The following is a 20722-nucleotide window of genomic DNA, read 5'->3' as shown; positions in this document are numbered from 1 at the left end:
TACGGCCCAGCCGGAACGAAGTGGTCGCGCTTTTTAAAGCGCGAGCGACGGGTCCGGGCCGATTTCTTGGTCACTTCTTTCTAAAAGAAGTGACAAGGAGCGCGAGGCAGAGCCTCGCAAGCTGTAGATCGGCGGGCCGAGCCCGCCCTACACAACTTTCCTGCTCCATAACTTGCTGCCCGAAAATCACTGCTGGATGGCGACGCAGATCCCCTCTTCAAAATACAGGCAGGCAGTGGAGTTCTTGCGCAGAATCCATTTCGATCGCGTGCTGGTCCTTTTTATTTCAAAGGGTTCTCCAAGGGCCACTTTTACCTGCTCTTCAAGCATCCCCGTCTTGATTTTCCCTTTCGAGATCAGGTCGCACTCTTCGACGCTCCAGTTGGGGTGTTCTTTTTTGAGCCTTTTCCCCTTATCGTCGAGCGAGGCGGTTTCCGCTTCAAAACGTTCTCTTTCAATAGCCTGATTTTTACGATCTATCTTTTTTGACTTAACCGCTATCTTTTCGTTTATAAAAACAAGCAGCTTCTGTACTTCCTGATATTCGTCTTCCGTTGTTTTGAAGGACTCCAGCGAGTTTTTTATGGCTACCAGTTCTTCATTGGTTGCGTCGAGGTTGTTTTTTAAAAACTGTCTTGCCTGTGAAAACCTGATCGCTCTTTCTTCAAATCTTGTCTTTTTATTATGCAGTTGCCGTATCTCCGCCATTTGATTCATTACGATTTCGAGTCTGGCTTCTTCTTCTTTAAGCTGTTTTGCTTCCGGCATTTCACTTACAAGATCGTCTATTGCAGCGGTTTCCTGCTCCGGCGGCCTTTCACCGGATATTTGAGTCATCACGCCGTCGATGTTCACGGTTCTTTTCTGCTGTTGCTTTATCAGCGCCAATTTTTTTGACAATTGGCTTATTCTTTCTTCTATCCTGACTTTTTCTTCCTCCAGTTTCCTTGTATCCGGCAATTTGCTCATCATTTCTTCAAGCCTGGCCGTATCTTCTTTCTGAATTAAATCCTGTTCCGCGCTGTTGTCGGGGGTTTTGCTCACGGAGTAAAATTCATAAACTATCGCCGAAACCAGCAAAAACGCCACGGCAGCCAGGGCGCTGAAAGCCTTGAGATGGTTTTCCTTGTATTCCTGTCCGCAACCGGGACAGTGCTTGTATTCGGCGAAAAACTCGTTTTTGCATTTACCGCAAGTCCGCCAGGCCATTTACCCCTCCTAAATGTCGTGCAAGGTAGGCTCGGCCCACCAAATAAGGAAATTTTATACTCTTATGCGCGACGGAAGAAAACCGCCTTCGTTGCATAAAAGTCGCAAGCAGGCGCATCGGTTTTGCTACGTATTCCCCCCAAGCCCTATTTCCGCATTACGGCCTCGACGGCGAGGGAGTGGCGGATGAGATTTTCCGTCTTAAGATATTCATTGAGGAGCCCAAGCGCTTTGTCACGGCCTGGAATGTTTCCGGCCATCGCTTTGTCCTCCTTGTGCGGAAATCCAAAAAGGTTTAAAGGGTTACGATGTACTCATCTCCCTGGTTCTACCTTACTCTGACCGCCTTTTTGTGGGGCGGGGCATCGATTGCGGGGAAGATAGCGCTCGAACAGATGGGGCCGATGACCGTGGCCTTCTGGCGCTACCTCATCGCTTCTCTGTGTCTGCTTCCCTTCACCTGGAACGGGCTCAAAAAAGCGTCGAAAAACCGGATTCTCGTCTTTAGGCTCTTCCTGATGGGACTGACGGGAATCTTCGCCTACCACTGGTTTTTTTTCAAAGGTCTGCAGCTCGAAGACGCAGGCACCACCGCCCTCGTAATCACCACAAATCCGGCCCTAACCGCGCTCCTCTCGGCGTATTTCCTCAAGGAAAAGTTGAGCCCGGTCAAGTGGACCGGCTTTCTGCTGGCGGCGCTGGGCGCTCTGATCGTCCTTTCGGGCGGAGACCCCGAAAAGCTCCTCGCCCTGAAATTCGGCAAGGGCGCCTACCTCCTCGCCACGGCGGTGGTCTTCTGGTCGGTCTACACGCTTATCAGCAAACAGGTCGTCGGAGCTACTACCCCTGCCACGGCCACCTCGGCCTCTTTTCTCATCGGCCTTCCGATGCTCTTTCTGGCGGCGCTGGCCGAGGCCCCTCCCGCGAGCGCCCTTTCGGCCTCCGCGGAAGCCTGGGCGGCGATCTTCTACATGAGCGTCTTCTGTTCGGCGATCGCCTTCGCCCTCTTCATGAAAGGAGTCGGCGAGATAGGGGCGGTCAAGGCTTCCGTCTACATCTACCTTATCCCCGCCTTCTCACTGTTCTTCGCCAAAATCATCCTCAATGAGCCGATCACGGCGGGCAAGGTCATAGGCGGGCTCGTCATCATCGGCGGGGTCGCTCTAACCTCAAGAGACTGAACCCTTTAAAAAATCTTTCGCCCTCTCCCAGTCGAAGAGTGGGCCGGGGTCGGCCTTTCTCCCCGGCGCGACGTGCTCGTGGCCGGTGAGGGATTCGGGCGTCAGCGCGGGATATTCTTTTTTCAGTTCCCCCAGCAGTCTTCCGAGAGTTTCGTACTGCGCTTCGGTATAGCCCGAAACCATGTCTCCTTCGAGCTCAATGCCAATAGAGAAGAGGTTTACATTTCCCCTTCCCTTCCACGAACTCACCCCGGCGTGCCACGCGGCCTCGGAGGTGTCCACGAACTGCACCGCCTCGCCCTTCCGGTCTATGAGGAAGTGCGAGGAGACTTTTATTCCCTCGATTTCCTTGAAGTATTCGTGAGCCGACGTGTCGAGGCGGCCCCGGAAGAAATCTACGATGTGCGGTCCGCCGAACTCGCCGGGGGGGAGGCTTATGTGGTGTATGACGACGCACTCGACTTCGCTGCCCTCCCTTGAGGAGCGGTTAGGACTTTCCTCCCGCCTCGCCCACTTTACTCTCATGAGTGCTTTCCCAGAGGGTCTAGCCTTGCGCTGACCTCGTCGCCTATGATGTTTATCCCGAGGACGGTGAGCATGATGGCGAGGCCGGGGAAGAAGGCCAGGTGGGGCGCGAAGAGGAGGTAATCTACCCCCTGGCTGAGTATCGCCCCCCAGGTGGGCGTGTCCTGCGGCCCGAGGCCGAGGAAGCTGAGGCTCGATTCCGAAAGAATCGTCCCCGCCACGGCGAAGGTGGCCTTCACCGCGAGAGGACCGGAAAGGTTCGGAAGAACGTGCTTCCAGGCTATCCGCGCCGGGCTCGCCCCCAGTACCGTCGCGGCCTTGACGTACTCTCTCTCCTTTATCGAGAGAACCTCTCCGCGCACAAGCCTCGCGAACCCCACCCAACCCATGACGCTGAGGGCGAAGATTACGTTCCAGAGGCTCGGGCCGAGAACTCCGGCGAGGGCGATGGCCAGCAAAATGCCGGGAAAGGCCAGCAGAATGTCCACTATCCGCATGAAGATTTCGTCAGCCCACCCGCCTACCCAGCCGGAGACGAAACCCACCGCAGTGCCGACGACGATGCTCACCGCCACGACCGCGAAGCCGATGAGCAGGCTCACTCTGCCACCGTACATTATCCCCGAAAGGACGTCCCGCCCGATCTTGTCCTGCCCGAGAGGATGCGCCGTGGTGGGGCCTTCAAGCCCTCCGCGAAGGTCCAGAAGCTGGGGGTCGAAGGGAGCGAAAAGCGGTGCGAAGAGAGCCGCAAAGACCAGCACGGCGAGTATGATCCCGGCCGCGATCACGAACCCGTCCATTCCGCCGAAAAATCTCTTTTTTTCAGCCACGGCTAACCCCTCACTCTGGGGTCGGCGAAGCGTATGGCGATGTCGGCGAGGAAATTGGCGAAGACGTAGCCGAGGCTTATCACGAGGACGCACCCCTGCACCACCGGGTAATCGCGCCCGTTAATCGCCTGCAGGAGAAGGGTCCCGATACCGGGCCAGGCGAAGACCGCCTCCGCGATAACCGCCCCGGAGAGGAGCGCGCCGAGCTGGAGGCCAAGAATGGTGATGACGGGAAGGCAGGCGTTACGCATCGCGTGTACCCAGATTACCTTCCTCTCGCTCACTCCCCTCGCCCTCGCGGCCTGCAGGTACTCGGCCCCGAGAACGTCTGAAAGGGACTGTCGCACCATGCGCGAGAGTATCGCCGAAAGGGCGAACCCCAGGGTTATGGCGGGAAGAATCACCGATTCCGGCCCGCTGCGACCGGAGACGGGAAGCCAGCGCAGGTTGACGGCGAAGAGCATGACAAGCATCGGCCCGAGCCAGAAATTGGGTATGGAGACCCCCGCGAGACTCAGCACAAGGGTCGCCCTGTCGAGCAGCCCTCCCTTTCTCACTCCCGCGAAGACGCCCAGGGGAAGCGCGACGAAAAGGGCGATGAAAAGCGAGACTCCGGCGAGTTGGAGAGTGGCGGGGAGGCGCGATAAAATAACCTCACTGACGGGCTTGCGGTAGACGAAGCTCCTGCCGAGGTCCCCCTGCGCCAGTCCCGTCAGATAGCCGGCGTACTGGGTCATGAGGGGTTTTTCGAGGCCGAGTTCGGCGCGCAGGGCGGCCTTGTCGGCGCTGTTGGCGGTCTCGCCCAGCATCACGTCCACAGGGTCGCCGGGGACCATGTGAATAAAGGCGAAAACCAGCGTGATCACGCCGAGCACAGTTGGAACGAGGGTCAGAAGCCTTCGTCGGAGCATTTTATCGTCCAACCTTCTTTTGCGGATGATTTTCGTGAATCATAACCGCTCGCCGCCCTCGCTGGCAACGGCGGTTGAAGAATAGCGCAGCATGATTATTCCCCCGCCGAGGAGAAGGAGCAGGGCGAGTATGGAAGTTCGCGGGCTTCCGGTAACGAGTCCGGCCAGGCCCATCAGCAGCGGCCCGATTACCGCAGCGAACTTTCCCAGCATGTTGTAGAAGCCGAAGAACTGGGCGGCTTTCTCCTCAGGCACCAGCCGTGCGAACCAGGAGCGGCTCAGAGCCTGAACGCCGCCCTGCGCCAGTCCTATCGCTATCGCCATGGCGTAAAACTCGCCCGCGCTGTCCATGAAATAGCCCCAGACGACGACACAACAGTAGATAAAGAGTCCTCCGTAAAGCGCCTTCAGAACCCCGAACCTCTCGCCGAGCTTTCCGAAAGCTATCGCGGAGGGGAAGCCGACGAACTGGGTTATCAGGAGAGCCACCATCAGGCTGCTCGCGGGAAAGCCCAGGCTCATCCCGTAATCCACCGCCATGACGATTATCGTGTCGACCCCGTCGATGTAGAGCCAGTAGGCGATTAAAAAGAGGTAGACCGGTCTCAGGGACTTTATGTGGCGGAAGGTTTCGGCGAGGTCGGAAAACCCCTTCCGAACGGGATTTTGCCCCTTCCGCCCGAGCCCTTTCGCCTCCTTCACCGCCAGCAGCAGCGGAACCAGAAAGATCCCCCACCAGAGGGCTGCCATAGCGAAGGAGAGTTTTACCGCCTCTCCCGCCGAAGAGAGGCCGAAGAACTCCGGGTTTCTGACCATGAGGACGTTCAGGGCGAAAAGAAGCCCGCCGCCGAGATACCCCAGCGAAAAGCCGAGGGAGGAGACGAAATCCAGCCTGTTTCGCGGCGAAACGGTGACTATGAGGGAATCGTAGAAGATATTACCACCCATGAAACCGATCATGGCAAGCATGTAGGAGAAGGCGGCGAAGAGCCACTCGCCCTGCGGGATGAAGTATAAAGAGGCTGTAGCGGCTATTCCCGTCAGGGCGAAGAAGATGAGGAATTTTTTTCTCGCCCCGCCCCTGTCGGCGATTGCTCCGAGCGCTGGAGCGAGGAGAGCAACGAGGAGCCCCGCCGAGGAGTTGGCCGCCCCCAGCCTGAAGGTGGAGAGGGAGACAGGCGCACCGGCGCTCCAGTATTCCTTGAAAAAAACGGGGAAGAAGCCCGCCATAACCACCGTCGCGAAAGCGGAATTTCCCCAATCGTAAAAGGCCCAGGACCAAGCCTGATATCCGATTTTCTTATCGCTCACCGATTACGCCTTTATAATTTTCTATTTGTCATTACTTTTATAGAGCGTCCAGAATTACCGCCCTATCGCTCTTAACCCGCTACACTCTCAATCGTAAAGGGAAAAATGAACGAGTTCGATCCAACCGCAGGCGGCGAGAAAAATCCCGGCGTCTTCGCAGACGGAATAAAGGTCCTCCAGGTCAACGTCGGGCTCCGGTGCAACCTGAGCTGTTCCCACTGCCACCTCGAATCCGGCCCCGAGCGCCACGAATCAATGAGCTGGGAGGTGATGGAGAAAATCGTCGGAACGGCAAAAACCATCGAGGGGGTGTCGGTAGACATAACCGGCGGCTCGCCCGAGCTCAACGTTCACCTCGAAAGGTTCATAACCGCCCTTTCGGAAAATAAAATCCCTGTAAAACTGCGAACCAACCTCGCGGCGCTTATGGGGAGGGAACGCCTCTGTGGATTTCTTGCTCGAAGCAAGGTATCCCTCGTCGCCTCGCTTCCCTGTTACCTGAAGGAAAACGTAGACGCCCAGAGAGGCAAGGGAACCTTCGACGCCTCGGTCTTGGCCCTTCATGCCCTTAACTCCCTCGGCTACGGAAAAACCCTCCCCCTCACCCTCGTCTACAATCCCTCCGGGCCTTTCCTTCCTCCGCCTCAAACCGCGCTGGAGGAAGCCTACCGCAGAAGGCTGAGAGAAGACTACGGCGTTGAGTTCACCAACCTCATAACCATAACGAACATGCCCATCGGGAGATTTTTCCAGAGCCTCGACGGGTCGGGCCAGGCCGCTGGCTATCTTTCAAAATTGAAGGAGTCGTTTAACCCCAAAACGGTCAGCGGCCTCATGTGCCGCAGCCAGATAACCATAGGTTGGGACGGCGTCCTTTACGACTGCGACTTCAACATCGCCCTCGGCCTCCCGGTAGGCTGCGCCGGTTCGCGGACGATCGGAGATTTTTCCCCCGGCGAACTGAACAAAAGGCGGATCGTCACGGGCAACCATTGTTTCGGCTGCACCGCCGGTCAGGGCTCCTCCTGCGCGGGCGCGCTGGATTAGGTAAGAACCATTTGCATCTTTGACGGTTTCAGGAACAGTGCTAGGTTGTCTCCGGTCAGATTTGAAGGATCGTTCGACGCAGCTTGCAAAACGGAGAGTTTAGGGTCATGCCGGGCGCCCCCGAAAGAGGAATCAAGATTTTTTGTGATTGGGTGAGCGAACTGGAAACACGCCATTTGATGTGGATGGGGTATGCGGCCAGCTTTGTCCTTACGCTGTGCCTCGGGGAGGGGTTTTGGGAGAGCCTGGTTCTGGCGCTATTCCTCATGGTTCCAGTTGGCCTGATAATTCTGTTCTTTTTGATTTTCCTTGCCGTGGCTTTGGACGTCGCTGTTTTCTTTTTTGTGTTTTTCCGGGCCTTTTCAAAATCCTCAGACGCCCCTCCCGCGCCGTCGCGCCTTCCCTGAACGAGGCTGGCGCAAACCTCCTTTATTTAAACTTAAGTCAATTTATTAATTCTTAAAATTTTCTTCACGAAAAGATTGATATAAAACACCGTTTTCGACCCCCCTCCCCCCTTTCGCCCAAAATCTTTTTCGTCCACGTCAGCCGGATTAATTTTTTGCGTTTTCGTTTTATTGCCCGTAATTCACATGAAATACTTGCCTTTCGGTTCACCCTTGCAGATTGTAATTATTTACCTGCGTCTCGAACCGGGCTGTAATGGATTGACATGGCGTTACGGCTTGCCGTATCGTCCCTACGTCGATTTTCCCGACCGCATCAAGAGGCGTAGACGATGAACGGAATCTGGGTCGTTGACCTCATCTATATCGCTATTTTCCTGGTTGTAGGCGCGGGCGCGGCGGCTCTGCCCTTTGTAATCGTCGCCCTTATCGCCCCCAGCTACATTCAGGACAAGACTCTCGAAACCTACGAATGCGGCATGGACCCGATCGGTCCCGCCTGGATTCGCTACGGCGTCCTCTACTACCTCTACGCGCTTATGTTCCTCGCCTTCGACGTAGATGTCCTCTATCTATTCCCCGCCGCCCTCGCCTACCGCAAGGTCCCCGGCATGGGCGTCGCGGTCGCAATGGTTCTCTTCATCGCCATCCTTGCTCTCGCCATTGCTTACGCCTGGCGAAAGGGAGTGTTCACTTGGTCAAGGAGAAAGATTTGAAGCCCATACTCGTGGAAGGGTGCGAAGCCTGCCCCTCCTTTGAACCGGGGCCGGGCTACAAGAGCGTATCGAACGACCCCGCAATGGTCGGCGCGGTTCAGACCCTCGTCAATTTCTGCAGGGCCAACTCGGTCTGGCCCATGACCTTCGGCCTCGCCTGCTGCGCCATCGAGATGATGGCGGCGGGCATGGCGCGGGTCGATATGTCTCGCTACGGCTCGGAGGTTTTCCGCCCCTCTCCCCGCCAGTGCGACCTGATGATCGTCGCCGGAACCCTCAACAAGAAGATGGCCCCCGTGCTCCTTCGCCTCTACGAGCAGATGCCCTCCCCCAAGTGGGTTATTGCGATGGGTAACTGCGCTATCTCCGGCGGCCCCTTCAAGATCGAGGAAAACTACAACGTAATAGAGGGCGTGGACAGGATAGTGCCGGTGGACGTTTACATCCCCGGCTGCCCGCCGAGGCCGGAAGCCCTGCTCGAAGGAATCTTCAAGCTTCAGGAAATCATCTCGGGCCACAGACATCCGCTTCCTCAGGTGAAGGGTCTCCTGGCCCCCCACCGCAAGAATCCGACGGGTATCTCCGAATGAGCGCCAAAGAGATTATTCAGAAGCTCTCCGCCGTTCAGGGTCTGGACGTTTGCGAGGCGGACTACGAAAAGACCCGCTGCAACGTCGACGTTCTCGCCACTCCCGAAACCTTCCGCGAGTTCGCGAAGGTAATCCGCGAGGCGGGGCTCCTCATCGAATCCCTTACCGCCGTGGACGCCGTCCCGATGATGGTGGTATGCCACTTCACCAGCGTCTACGAAGTCTGCCGGGTCGTCGGAAGAGTTCTCATCGACCGCGAGAACCCGGTCTGCCCTACGATTTCGGACATTTACCCCGGCGCGAACTGGCACGAAAGGGAGACGCGGGACTTTTTTGGAGTCAACTTCGAGGGTCACCCCGACATGACTCCGCTGATCCTCCCCGAGGACCAGACCGATTTCCATCCCCTGCGCAAAAGCGAAGAAAAACTAAAGAACCTCTCCGAACTGATTGGACGCTTTGCGCCGGCCAGGGAAGAAGCCGAGGTGAGCGAATGATCCACCAGGCAGACCCCACCCAGGAAACCTTCGTCCTCAACATGGGGCCGCAGCACCCCTCGACTCACGGGGTGCTCAGGGTAGTTCTTCACTGCGACGGCGAGTACGTGCTTAGCGCCGATCCGGTTATAGGCTACGGCCACCGGATGCACGAAAAGATGGGCGAGATACGCGAGCACCGCGGCTTTTACGCCAACGTAAGCAGAATGGACTACGCGGGCCCGCTGCCCTTCGCCCACGCCCACGTCCTCGCGGTAGAAAAGCTCCTCGGCCTCGAAGTCCCGAAACGCGCCGAATACATCCGCGCGATGACCTCGGAGCTGAACCGGATAAGCAGCCATCTCCTCTGGTTCGGCGCCTTCCTTCTCGACCTCGGCGCTTTCACTCCGATTCTTTACGCCTTCGACGACAGGGAGATAATCTACGATCTCCTCGAAGACCTCACCGGCGCGCGCCTCACCTACAGCTATTTCCGCATTGGCGGCGTGTGCAGGGACGTGGACGACAAGTTCCTCGAAGGGACGAAGGCTTTCGTAAAGAGGCTCCGCTCCAAGATGCCGATGTACAACGATCTTGTCACCGGCAACGTAATCTTCAGAAAGCGCGTGGAAAACGTCGGCCACATACCCGTGGACATGGCCCTCAAGTACGGCGCCACCGGCCCGGTCATCCGCGGCAGCGGCGTGCCCTACGACGTGAGGAAGGTCGAGCCCTACTCGGTCTACCCCGAGTTCGATTTCGAGATCCCCTGCTTCACCGAGTGCGACGCCCTCGCCCGTTACAGGGTTCGCATGGCGGAGATAGAGCAGTCGATACGCATCATCGAGCAGGCTATCGCGAACCTCCCCGAGGGGGACTACATAGCCCCGAAAGTTCCAAAGGTGCTCAAGACCTCCGGCGAGGTCTATCAGGCGGTGGAGGCTGCACGCGGCGCCCTCGGCTACTATCTCGTCGGCGAAGGGACGCAAAACCCCTACCGCATGAAGATACGACCGCCCTCCTATTCCAATTTGAGCCTTCTTAGGGAATTGACCCGCGGAATCCTTCTTTCCGATCTGGTGGCCGTCATGGGTAGCTTTGACCTGGTCATCCCGGAAATTGACCGCTGAGTGAACTAAAATGCAGATAGCGAGCTCACCGAACCTGCTCTTCATTATCGCCATCGCGATTGTGATCGTGCTCTACGTCTTCACCAACTCCGCCGTTCTCGTCCTTGTGGAGCGGAAGGTGTGCGGGCGCATCCAGCAACGCCCCGGCCCCACCGAGGTAGGCCCCTTCGGCCTTCTCCAGACGGCCATCGACGGCCTGAAGCTCATGGGCAAACAGCTCATAGTGCCGGAAAAGGCCGACTCGAAGCTCTTCAAGCTGGCCCCGGTCCTCAGCTTCGTGCCGCCGATCGTCGCCCTTATCGTCGTCCCCTTCTCCAAAGTCCTTCAGGTCAACGACCTCGACGTTGGAGTCCTCTTCATCATCGCTCTGGCCTCCCTGAACGTCCTCGCCATCCTCATCGCGGGCTGGTCGAGCGCGAACAAATACTCCCTCTTCGGCGCGATACGAAGCGTCGCCCAGAACATCGCCTACGAGATACCTCTTCTGATGAGCCTTCTTTCCGCCGTCCTCTGGGTGGGAAGCCTTCGGCTCTCCGACCTCGTCGAGGCGCAGGGAGGCCACTGGTTCGTCTTCAACGTCTTCGGCTTCATCGGCTTTTGCATCTACTTCATCACCGGCATGGCCGAGACCAACCGCGCTCCCTTCGACCTTCCGGAAGCGGAGAGCGAGCTTACCGCCGGTTTCCACACCGAGTACACCGGCATGGGGTTCGGCCTTTTCTTCCTCGGCGAATACACCAACATGCTCCTCGTCGCCTCTATAGCGACAAGCCTCTTCCTCGGCGGCTACAACCTGCCCTTCTTCACTCTGGAAGGCTCCGGAATACTGCTTGAAGGACTTCGCCTGCTGATCTTTCTGGCCAAGGTCTACTTTCTCATAATCGTGATGATCTGGATGCGCTGGACCTTCCCCCGCGTCCGTTTCGACCAGCTCCTCAACCTTTGCTGGAAGTATTTGATCCCGATTTCGATGGTGAACCTCGCCGCCGAAGCGATATGGATCAAGGCTCTGGGGGGTAATTAAATGATCTCGTACTTCAAGGAAATGTTCTCGGGGCTAAACAGCCTTTTCACCGGCATGAGGATCACCGGCAAGGTTTTTTTCAAAAAGCCGATAACGGTTCACTACCCCTTCGAGAGAATGGAAGTGACGCCGAACTTCCGGGGCCATACCGATATGGTCATCGAAAAGGGCTTCCACAAGTGCATAACCTGCATGATGTGCGAGCGCATCTGCCCCTCCAACTGCATCAGGGTAATAGCTGAAAAGCCCGAGGGGGCGAAAAAGAAGGAACTCGTCGCCTACCACCTCGATTTCACCAAGTGCAGCCTTTGCGCCAACTGTGTCGAGGTCTGCCCGACCAGCGCACTTTATTTCTCGCACGAATACACCCTCGTGGGGACCTCCCGCCACGACTTCCATTTCAATCTTCTGGAACGCGCGAAAAAGCGCGCCGCCGAAACCGGAATCGTCTGGGGGCCGCCTGAACCTGAACCCAAGACCGAGAGCGAAAAGCCGAAGAAGGAAGCCGCCGCGGCTCCCGCCGAAGCTTGATGACGCTCCTTTCACTGCGGGTCATGCAATATGGATTTTAGTCCTGAATTGAGTTTGTTTGTAAAACTTGGGGACCTCGCCTTCATAGCTGTCGTGGCTATGACCCTTGGGGGAGCGCTTACCGCGGTTCTCGCAAGGCAGGTCATCCACGCGGTACTGGGGCTCGTCCTCTCCCTGACGGGCGTTGCCGGGCTTTACGCCTTCCTCGGCAACAACTTCATCGCCGCCATGCAGATTCTCATCTACGTGGGAGCCGTCTGCATCAGCATGGTCTTCGCGGTGATGCTCTCGCGCCCCCCGGCGGAAGAAAAGAGAAGCTCGCTTCGGGAAGCCACCAAGATCGCGCTGGGCCTTCTCGTCGCCTTCTTCACCGCCTCGGCGATAGGCGGCGCGCTCATTAAAAAACACTGGACCGCGGCGTCGGAATCCATCTCGCTCGGAACCACCGGCGAGGTCGGCGAAGCTCTCCTCACCCGCAACATACTTGCCTTCGAGCTGATATCACTGGTCCTTCTCGTCGCAATCGTCGGCTCGGTAATTATCGCAAGGCGCGGCCGGGGCTCTCCCGCAAGCGCCGGAGGCGAAGAGCTATGATTCAGCCACAATACTTCGGCAGCCTTGAAGTTTACCTCTTCATCGCTCTTGCCCTTTTCACCCTCGGGCTTTACGGACTCATCAGCCGTCCCGGCCTCATCGCCATGCTGATCTCAGTCGAGCTTATACTGAACGCGGCGGGCCTCAACTTCATGGCTTTCAACCGCTTTTTAATAGCCGACAAGACCACCGGCGCGACCTTCACCCTCTTCATCATGGGTCTGGCCGCCGCCGAGGCGGCGATAGCGCTCTCGATAGCAGTAGCGGTCTACCGCTACCGCCACTCGATCATCGCTGACGAACTTTCCGAGATGAAGGATTAGGAGCCGCCATGAATATCGAGTCTTCCTTCATACTCGTCCCGCTCCTCCTTCCCCTCGTTACGGCGATACTGAACCTCGTCACCGGCAAATCGCCCAACGTGCGCGACACCATCTCCTCGGTGGGAGCGGGGCTGACCTTCCTCTCCGTCCTGACTCTGGTGAGCCACGTCACCGGGGGCGGCACCTACTCGCTGCAGCTCTTCCACATCTACGAAGGAATCGACGTCACCCTTAGGGTAGACGGCATGAGCCTCCTCTTCGCGCTGACCTCCTCTTTCCTCTGGATACTGGCCACCTTCTACTGCGTCGGCTACATGAGGGGGCTGAACGAACACGCGCAGACGAGATTCTACGTCTGCTACTCCGCCACTATCTTCGGCGCGATGGGCGTGGCCTTCTCGGGAACGCTGCTGGCCCTCTACCTCTTCTACGAGCTGGTCTCCATCTTCACCTACCCGCTGGTCATGCACCACCAGGACGGCGAGGCTTACGACGGCAGCAGGAAGTACCTCACCTACCTTATGGTGACCTCCAAGCTGATGCTGCTCCCGGCCCTCGCGGCGATATACGTGACCACGGGGACGCTGGATTTCGCCACCAACATGACCACCGGCATCTTCCCCTCCACCGCGGGCAGGGTGATGGTCTCGGTGCTCTACTTCCTGAGCTTCTTCGGCTACGCGAAGGCGGCGGTGATGCCCTTCCACAACTGGCTTCCCTCCGCGATGGTCGCGCCCACCCCGGTCAGCGCCCTTCTGCACGCCGTCGCGGTCGTCAAGGTCGGCGTCTTCTCTGTGTGCAGGGTGATGCTCTTCGTCTTCGGCGTCGATCTTCTCCACCGCTGGAATCTGGGCATTGTCAGCGCCTACATAGCCGCCTTCACCGTCCTCGCCGGTTCGGCAATAGCGCTTACCAAGACCAACCTGAAAGCCCGGCTGGCCTACTCGACGATTTCGCAGCTCTCCTACATAGTCCTCGGCGTCGCCATGCTGACGCCAAGCTCTATCACCGGCGGGCTCATGCACATACCCAACCACGCCTTCTCCAAGATCACCCTCTTCTTTTGCGCTGGGGCTATTTACGTCGCCCACCATAAAAAGGAGATTCCGGAGCTTGACGGCATCGGCTACAAGATGCCCTTCACGATGGCCGCCTTCGGCCTCGCCTCCCTCTCGATGATAGGCGCGCCCCCGGTGGCCGGTTTCGTTACGAAGTGGTATCTGGCGAAGGGCGCGATGGAACTCAGCTCCTGGGGGCTTCTGACCGTACTCATGGTCAGCTCGCTCCTAAACGCCGGTTACTTCATCCCGATCTTCGTCCGCGCCTTCTTCCCGAAGGGCGGAGTGGCCCAAGGCACGGTCATTGCCGAGGCGTCGCCCTTCATGGTTGTTCCCCTGTGCTTTACGGCTGTACTGTCGGTGATCTTCGGTTTCTATCCCGAACTCTGGCTCAGCCTTGTCGAGGTGATTAAATGAGTCCTATAGCCGAATTTATTACCTGGCTTAGGAAGAAGCCTCACCTTCTGATGGCGATCTTCATCTCCATCCTCGGCGGCGCGCTGCTCTTCGACGCCTTCGCCGAGCGCCACGCTCCGCATTTCGGCGGCGACAGGATTATCGGCTTCTGGGCCTTCTTCGGCCTTGCCGGGTGCCTTCTTATGACCAAGTTCATGAAGTGGCTCGGCCACGACCTCCTCCAGAAACCGCTCGATTTTTACAGCCGCAACGACAGCGGGGAGGAATAACAGCCATGACCTACGTCAACCCCGCACTTATAATGATCGTCGGCGCCCTTCTGGCGCTGGTGCTTAAAGGCGGCGTCAGGAAGTTTTTTCTCGTCGCCGCCCCCCTTTCGGCGTTCTACGTCGTCACCACCATGGCCGGCATGGAGCCTGGCAACTACGGCATCCACAACTACCTCGGCTTCGAGATAGTGACGGCAAGGGTCGACAAGCTGGCCGTCGTATTCCTTCACGTCTTCACCCTCATGGCGGTAATCGGCGCTATCTACGCGCTCCACGTCGAAGACCCGGTGCAGCACGCCGCCGGTTTCCTCTACGTGGCCGGTTCGCTGGGCACCACCCTCGCGGGCGACTACCTCACCCTCTTCTGCTACTGGGAACTGATGGCCTTCGCCTCGACCTTCCTGGTCTGGGCGCGAAGAAAGCCGGATTCGACGGCGGCGGGGTTCCGGTACCTTTTGATGCACACCTTCGGGGGGCTCGTCCTCCTCGCGGGCATCTTCCTCCGCTACAAGGCCACCGGCTCGATGGTCTTCGACTCCATAGCTCCCTCTTCGGCGGGAGTCGCGGAATACCTCATCATGGCCGGTTTCGCCCTCAACGCCGCAGTCGTAGGCCTCCACGCCTGGCTCCCCGACGCCTACCCCGAGGCCACGGTCACCGGCGCGGTCTTCATGTGCGCCTTCACCACCAAGACCGCCGTCTACGTCCTTTTGCGGGGCTTCGCGGGTTTCGAGGTGCTTGCGATAATGGGCGCGGCGATGACCCTCTATGGAGTCGGCTACGCGGTAATCGAGAACAACGCCAGAAGGATTCTCGCCTACCACATCATCAGCCAGGTCGGCTACATGGTGTGCGGCATCGGCATAGGCACGGCGATGGCGCTAAACGGCGCGGTCGCCCACGCCTACGCCCACATCCTTTACAAGGCGCTCCTCTTCATGGGCGTCGGAGCCGTGCTGGAAATGGCCGGAACCGCCAACCTGAACGAACTCGGCGGCCTCTACAAGAGAATGCCCCTGACGATGCTCTTCACCGTCATCGGCGGCATAGCGATCTCCGGCTTCCCGCTCACCAGCGGCTTCGTCTCCAAGTCGATGATAGTCACCGGCGCGGGCGACGCGCACAGGCTGGGGCTCATGCTCGTGCTCCTCCTCGCCTCGGTAGGAACCTTCCTTTCCGTCGGAGTGAAGCTCCCCTACTTCATCTTCTTCGGTGAGGACAGCGGCGTAGAGTGCAAGGAGCCGCCCAAGAACATGCTGGTAGCGATGGGTATCGCCGCCTTCTTCTGCATCTTCATCGGCGTCTATCCCGACTGGCTATACAAGATGCTGCCCTTCGACACCGAGTACCACCCCTACTCCGCGTATCACCTGTCGGAGTCAATCCAGCTTCTCGCCTACACGGGCCTTGGCTTTTACCTCCTTCGCAAGCTGATGAAGCCCAAGCCGAAGCTGAATCTCGACATAGACATCTTTTACCGCAAAGGCCTCAGCTGGTTTGTGGGGCTCATAGGGAAATCGCTTACGCCCGCGAACGAGTGGGTCGGAGAACTTTACAAGAAAGCCGGTTACACCTTTGCGCTGGCTATGGCTTCCATAACCTCCAGGTTCGACGTGGCGGCGATTGACGGCGTGGTCGACGGCCTCGCCCACAAGGTTTACGAAACCGGCGACCAGGTGCGCCATGCCCAGACCGGCAAGCTCCAGCAGTACATGGCGATCGCGGTAACGGCGCTCTTTCTGATAATTTTACTGGCCGTGAATATCTAAAGGATCTGAATCGACATGAGTGCGTTCTTCGCTGAACAAAGCCTTGGATATCCGATTCTGAGCATCCTCATATTCCTCCCCATTGCGGGAGCTTTGGTTTCCCTGTTCCTTCAGGGAGACAAGGTGCTCAAATCGTGGGCCTTCGCGGTCATGGTCGCCGAGGCGCTGGTTTCAATCCCCCTCTTCAACAACTTCGACCCCTCGACGGTCAAGTTCCAGTTTACGGAACTCACCCCCTGGGTTCAGACCTTTCACATGAACTACGCCCTCGGCGTGGACGGCATCAGCATACTTCTTGTCATGCTGACCACCTTCGTAATGCCGCTGTGCATCCTGTGCTCCTGGAAATACATAGAAAAGCGCGTCAAGGAGTTCGTCTTCGCCCTCTTCATCCTCGAAGCCGCGATGATCGGCGTCTTCTGCGCTCTGGATCTCGTCCTCTTCTACGTCTTCTGGGAAGCGATGCTCATCCCGATGTACCTCCTCATCGCGATATGGGGCGGCGACAACAAGGCTTACGCTTCGCTCAAGTTCTTTCTCTACACCCTCGCGGGTTCGGTGCTCCTCCTGGTGGCGATAATCGCCCTCTACCTCAAGGCGGGAACTTTCTTCATCCCCGAGATGATGGGCAGGGGCTATCCCTTCGCCTTCCAGTTCTGGGTCTTCCTGGCCTTCGCGCTCGCCTTCGCCATCAAGGTGCCGATGTTCCCCTTCCACACCTGGCTTCCGGCGGCCCACGTCGAAGCGCCCACGGCGGGCTCCGTCATACTGGCGGCCGTCCTCCTCAAGATGGGCACTTACGGCTTTCTGCGCTTCTGCCTGCCGATTACCCCCTCGGCGGCGCTCTATCTGGCTCCGGTCTTTCTCTGGGGCTCGATAGCTTCGATACTCTACGGCGGCTTCATCGCTCTCGGGCAAAAAGACATCAAAAAGCTTATCGCCTACTCCTCCGTGGGCCACATGGGTTTCGTCACCCTCGGCATCTTCCTCATGAACGTAGAGGGGATAGAGGGCGCGCTGCTCCAGATGATAAACCACGGCATAACCACCGGCGCGCTCTTCATATGCATCGGCATAATCTACGAAAGAAGCCATTCGAGGCAGATCAAGGACAACTCGGCGATAGGCTCTTTCATGCCGGTCTACGTCGCCTTCCTCGGCCTTTTCTCCCTCTCCTCCCTCGGCTTTCCCGGTACGAACTCCTTCGTCGGCGAGCTTCTGGTGCTCATCGGGGCTTTCAAGCAGAACAAGCTTGTCGCCTCTTTCGCCATCCCCGGCGCGCTCCTCGCGGCCACTTACATGCTCCGCCTCCTCCAGAAGATCATCTGGGACAAGGACGACGGACACGGCCACCACGACCACGGCGAGGGCGGCCACGCGCACCACTTCTTCGACGTGAACCTGCGCGAGTTCGCGACCCTCACCTTTCTGGCCTTCTTCGTCGTGCTGATCGGCCTCGCTCCGAAGCCCTTCATCTCGAAGATTGAAAAATCCGTCGCCAACCTCGTGAACCAGACCCACGCCGACATCGCCAGCGGTTCTCTCCCCGAACCGGGCTGGAACGGCTTCAAGGCCGGCATGGGCTTCGGCGGCGGACACGGCGCAGCGCCTTCCCACGGCGGCGAGCCGGTCCACGGAGAAGAGGCCAAGACCGGCGAACACTCCACCGAAACCGTAAATGAAAACGCTCATGGAGAAGCGCCCGCTCACGGAGGGGAACCCGCCCCCCAGGAAAGCGCCCCCTCCGCAGGCGGACATTAATATAAATATCTCCGAGGGGTTGTTCAAAAACGTTGCGAGAAGACCCGGTTTCAAGGAGCCGCACAGCGAGAAGCGAGACAGTATGCGCTAATACGGCGAGCGACGAGCGAGCACGCGACGCCGAAAACGGGGCTCGCAGCAGTTTTTCAACAATCCCTTAAACCTTGGGAGTTTTAAACTCATGGCGTTTTTGCATGAAACATACCTTGCGGTAGCGGCGCTGATTCTCTTTCTCAGCGCAATCGCCTGCTCCAAAAACTGCGCACCAAGGGGGTTGGCTCTCCTCCTCTCGGCGGGAGCGGTAGTCACCGCCTTCATGTCTCTCGGCGCGACCGGCGAGCTTTTCCAGGGGACTTACCGGCTCGACCTTTTTTCGCAGGTCTTCAAGGTGCTTCTCGCCATCGGGTTTTTCCTCATAGTGGCCTTCGGCGAAGGGCTCAGGGGCGTCGATTCGGAGAACTCGACGGAGTACTACCTCTTTTTGACGATAAGCGTCCTCGGCCTCACCTTCATGGTCAGCGCAATGGACCTTTTGACGCTCTATATCGCCCTAGAAGTCTCCTCCTACTCGCTCTACATCCTCGTTCCCCTCAGGGACGGAAGACAGCACAAGCAGGTCGAATCCGGCATCAAATACATCCTTTTCGGGGCAATCGCCTCCGGCGTCAGCCTCTTCGGCATGAGCTACGTCTTCGGACTGGCGCACACCGTCAACCTCGCCGACCTCGCCCGTATCTACCCCGCGATTTCGGCGGAGCCGATGGGCTTTATCGCGCTGGCCATGACCTTCGCCAGCTTCTTCTTCAAGCTCGCGGTCTTCCCCTTCCATCAGTGGACGCCTGACGTCTACGAAGGCGCCTCCAACGAAACCACCGCCATCATCGCGACCCTCCCCAAGGTCGGCGCGGTAGCGGTCCTCATCCGCCTCACCGGCCTCGCGGGGAGCGGCTCGAATTTCACGGTGTTCCTTGCGATTCTCTCGGCGCTCTCGATGACCTACGGCAATTTAGCGGCGCTGGCGCAGACCGACATCAAGAGGCTTCTCGCCTTCTCCTCCATCTCCCACGCCGGCTTCATGCTTGCGGGAATACTCTCCAACACCATCGGCGGTCAGGCCTCGGCCACCTACTACGTCTGCGGCTACCTCCTGATGAATCTGGCCCTCTTCTTCGTCATCTACAACCTCTCCGCGAACGGAGACAACGTAACCATAGAAAACCTTCGCGGCCTCCACAAAAGATCGCCGCTTCTTGCCTTCACCCTTGCCATCGGCGCTTTCGGCCTCGCGGGCATCCCGCCGATGGCGGGTTTCTCCGGGAAACTCTTCGTCCTCACCTCCGCTCTGGAATCCCACAACCTCTGGCTGGTCATCGTTGGCGCGCTGAACACCGCCGTGGCGGTCTTCTACTACCTGAAGATGGTCCGCGCCGCCTACAGCCCCGACCCCGACGCAGAAGGCGGAGAAACCGTCGCCATCTCGCTGGCCGCCAAGGCGCTCGGAGTCATCTTCATAATCGCCATAATCGCGGTGGGCGCAATGCCCGGCTTCTTCATCGACCTGCTGAAACACGGCATCTAAACACTTTACGACATAATGCAAAAAGGCCGGTTCCCGCGAAGGGACCGGCCTTTTTTTATTTGTGCAGATGATGATTTTACATACTCACCGGCATGGTTTTCCATTTCCGTCGAGGCCCCCGCAGCGAAAGGGCGAGGCAAAACCCTTGCTTTTAATTTGGCTTTGGATTTTTCCGTCAGGCGAGGCGCAGCCGAGCAAGGACGCGAAGGCAGTATCGTTTATACGGCAAGCGTCCGGCGCAGGCGGCAACGATGCATGGCGGGAAAAGCCGAAGCCAAAAACAACCGGGGGCGGAAAGGATGCGACGGATATTACTCGTCGCGCCCGCCCAGCATGCCTGCTCGAAGCATAAAATAAACAAGTTGCAGCGCGCTGCTGACGGCGGCGGCGACGTAAGTCATGGCCGCGGCGTTCAGCACCGAACGGGCTCCGCTGAGTTCCTCCGGGCCTGTGAGAATCCCCGCCTTTTCAAGCGACGCCATCGCGCGGCTGCTGGCGTTGAACTCCACCGGCAACGTTACCACCTGAAAGAGGACGACTCCGCCGAAGAGGAAGACGCCCATCTTCATGAGCCCGGCGGCCTTTATGAACATGCCCAGCATCAGGAGCGGGAAAGCCAGGTAGGAGCCGAGGGAGACTATCGGAACAAGCCCCGCCCGCGCCTTCATGGGTACGTAGCCGGCCGCGTCCTGCACTGCGTGTCCTGCCTCGTGGGCCGCCACTCCGACGGAAGCGAGCGAGCGCCCGGAATGCACCTCCTCCGAGAGGCGAAGAACCTTGGCGGAGGGGTCGTAGTGATCGCCGAGAAAGCCGTGGGCGACCTCAATCTTCACCCCGCTCAGCCCTTCGCTGTCGAGTATCCTTCTCGCGGCCTGCGCTCCGCTCAGATTCGAGCGGTTATCGACCTTGCTGTAGCGCGAAAAAGAACTCTTCACCCATATCTGGGCTCCAAGCGCTATAGCCAGTCCCGGCAGCCAGAAAACCATGTAAAGGGGGTCGAAAAGCATTGGAAACAAGTCCATTCTCCTTCTAAGACGTTAAAACATATTTAATTATATAAGGAT

General features: G+C 58.2%; 22 protein-coding genes. 16 read left to right on the top strand and 6 right to left on the bottom strand.

Features of this window, described 5'->3' with window-relative positions; genetic code table 11:
• Positions 1-186: 186 nt before the first annotated feature.
• A complete protein-coding gene (locus tag EPN96_10960) occupies positions 187-1209 on the bottom strand; it encodes a hypothetical protein (protein TAL16124.1) in 1023 nt (340 codons plus the stop codon).
• A 308-nt stretch (positions 1210-1517) separates the two neighbouring features.
• Between EPN96_10960 and EPN96_10955 the strand changes: the two genes are divergently transcribed.
• A complete protein-coding gene (locus EPN96_10955; protein TAL16123.1) occupies positions 1518-2390 on the top strand; it encodes a DMT family transporter in 873 nt (290 codons plus the stop codon).
• On the opposite strand, the gene ampD is transcribed toward EPN96_10955, so the two are convergent.
• Genes ampD through EPN96_10935 form a run of 4 tightly spaced genes read right to left on the bottom strand, consistent with a single transcriptional unit; the run spans position 2379 to position 5886 of the window.
• Positions 2379-2915 (bottom strand): 1,6-anhydro-N-acetylmuramyl-L-alanine amidase AmpD, encoded by a 537-nt coding sequence (ampD, locus tag EPN96_10950; GenBank protein TAL16122.1) that lies wholly within the window; start codon positions 2913-2915, stop codon positions 2379-2381. The two genes, EPN96_10955 and ampD, sit on opposite strands and share 12 nt — an antisense overlap.
• Entirely contained in the window at positions 2912-3715 is an 804-nt protein-coding gene (locus EPN96_10945) for an ABC transporter permease (GenBank protein ID TAL16131.1), read from the bottom strand. Before EPN96_10945 ends, ampD begins: the two co-directional genes overlap by 4 nt.
• Positions 3716-3747: 32 nt before the next feature.
• Positions 3748-4656 (bottom strand): ABC transporter permease, encoded by a 909-nt coding sequence (locus tag EPN96_10940; protein ID TAL16121.1) that lies wholly within the window; start codon positions 4654-4656, stop codon positions 3748-3750.
• 39 nt (positions 4657-4695) lie between these two features.
• Entirely contained in the window at positions 4696-5886 is a 1191-nt protein-coding gene (locus tag EPN96_10935; protein TAL16130.1) for an MFS transporter, read from the bottom strand.
• 186 nt (positions 5887-6072) lie between these two features.
• On the opposite strand from EPN96_10935, the gene EPN96_10930 reads away from it, so the two are divergent.
• From EPN96_10930 to EPN96_10860, 15 genes are all read left to right on the top strand, one after another.
• Positions 6073-7014 carry a radical SAM/Cys-rich domain protein gene (locus EPN96_10930; protein ID TAL16120.1) on the top strand — a complete coding sequence of 314 codons (942 nt, stop codon included), beginning with the start codon at positions 6073-6075 and terminating at the stop codon, positions 7012-7014.
• Between the two features lie 107 nt (positions 7015-7121).
• On the top strand, positions 7122-7421 hold the full coding sequence (locus EPN96_10925) for a hypothetical protein (protein TAL16119.1): 300 nt from the start codon (positions 7122-7124) through the stop codon (positions 7419-7421).
• Between the two features lie 332 nt (positions 7422-7753).
• Positions 7754-8137 carry an NADH-quinone oxidoreductase subunit A gene (locus EPN96_10920; GenBank protein ID TAL16118.1) on the top strand — a complete coding sequence of 128 codons (384 nt, stop codon included), beginning with the start codon at positions 7754-7756 and terminating at the stop codon, positions 8135-8137.
• A gap of 83 nt (positions 8138-8220) precedes the next feature.
• On the top strand, positions 8221-8727 hold the full coding sequence (locus EPN96_10915) for an NADH-quinone oxidoreductase subunit B (protein ID TAL16129.1): 507 nt from the start codon (positions 8221-8223) through the stop codon (positions 8725-8727).
• Positions 8724-9224 (top strand): NADH-quinone oxidoreductase subunit C, encoded by a 501-nt coding sequence (locus EPN96_10910; GenBank protein ID TAL16117.1) that lies wholly within the window; start codon positions 8724-8726, stop codon positions 9222-9224. Before EPN96_10915 ends, EPN96_10910 begins: the two co-directional genes overlap by 4 nt.
• Positions 9221-10333: an NADH-quinone oxidoreductase subunit D gene (locus EPN96_10905; GenBank protein TAL16116.1), complete on the top strand. Its 1113-nt coding sequence runs from the start codon at positions 9221-9223 to the stop codon at positions 10331-10333. Before EPN96_10910 ends, EPN96_10905 begins: the two co-directional genes overlap by 4 nt.
• A 10-nt stretch (positions 10334-10343) precedes the next feature.
• Positions 10344-11357 (top strand): NADH-quinone oxidoreductase subunit NuoH, encoded by a 1014-nt coding sequence (nuoH, locus tag EPN96_10900; GenBank protein ID TAL16115.1) that lies wholly within the window; start codon positions 10344-10346, stop codon positions 11355-11357.
• Entirely contained in the window at positions 11358-11888 is a 531-nt protein-coding gene (locus EPN96_10895; GenBank protein ID TAL16114.1) for an NADH-quinone oxidoreductase subunit I, read from the top strand. It begins immediately after the preceding gene.
• Positions 11889-11918: 30 nt separating this feature from the next.
• Entirely contained in the window at positions 11919-12482 is a 564-nt protein-coding gene (locus EPN96_10890; protein TAL16113.1) for an NADH-quinone oxidoreductase subunit J, read from the top strand.
• Positions 12479-12805 carry an NADH-quinone oxidoreductase subunit NuoK gene (gene nuoK / locus EPN96_10885; GenBank protein TAL16112.1) on the top strand — a complete coding sequence of 109 codons (327 nt, stop codon included), beginning with the start codon at positions 12479-12481 and terminating at the stop codon, positions 12803-12805. Before EPN96_10890 ends, nuoK begins: the two co-directional genes overlap by 4 nt.
• Before the next feature lie 8 nt (positions 12806-12813).
• The gene (locus tag EPN96_10880) at positions 12814-14280 is read left to right on the top strand and encodes a monovalent cation/H+ antiporter subunit D family protein (GenBank protein ID TAL16111.1); all 1467 of its coding nucleotides are present in this window, start codon (positions 12814-12816) and stop codon (positions 14278-14280) included.
• Positions 14277-14549 carry a hypothetical protein gene (locus EPN96_10875; protein TAL16110.1) on the top strand — a complete coding sequence of 91 codons (273 nt, stop codon included), beginning with the start codon at positions 14277-14279 and terminating at the stop codon, positions 14547-14549. The genes EPN96_10880 and EPN96_10875 overlap by 4 nt, the downstream gene beginning before the upstream one ends.
• Positions 14550-14554: 5 nt before the next feature.
• Complete coding sequence (locus EPN96_10870) at positions 14555-16318, top strand: Na(+)/H(+) antiporter subunit D (GenBank protein TAL16109.1); 1764 nt, start codon at positions 14555-14557, stop codon at positions 16316-16318.
• A gap of 15 nt (positions 16319-16333) precedes the next feature.
• Positions 16334-18079, top strand: coding sequence for an NADH-quinone oxidoreductase subunit M (locus EPN96_10865; GenBank protein ID TAL16108.1), 1746 nt, complete (start codon positions 16334-16336; stop codon positions 18077-18079).
• 181 nt (positions 18080-18260) lie between these two features.
• Positions 18261-19658, top strand: coding sequence for an NADH-quinone oxidoreductase subunit N (locus EPN96_10860; GenBank protein TAL16107.1), 1398 nt, complete (start codon positions 18261-18263; stop codon positions 19656-19658).
• 311 nt (positions 19659-19969) lie between these two features.
• On the opposite strand, the gene EPN96_10855 is transcribed toward EPN96_10860, so the two are convergent.
• A complete protein-coding gene (locus tag EPN96_10855) occupies positions 19970-20665 on the bottom strand; it encodes a zinc metallopeptidase (GenBank protein ID TAL16128.1) in 696 nt (231 codons plus the stop codon).
• Between the last annotated feature and the right edge of the window lie 57 nt (positions 20666-20722).

The sequence above is a fragment of the bacterium genome (assembly GCA_004322275.1).
Lineage (GTDB): Bacteria > Desulfobacterota > Deferrisomatia > Deferrisomatales > BM512 > SCTA01.
The sequence above is the reverse complement of the archived record's forward strand: the minus strand, read 5'-3'. Positions and strand labels throughout refer to the sequence as shown.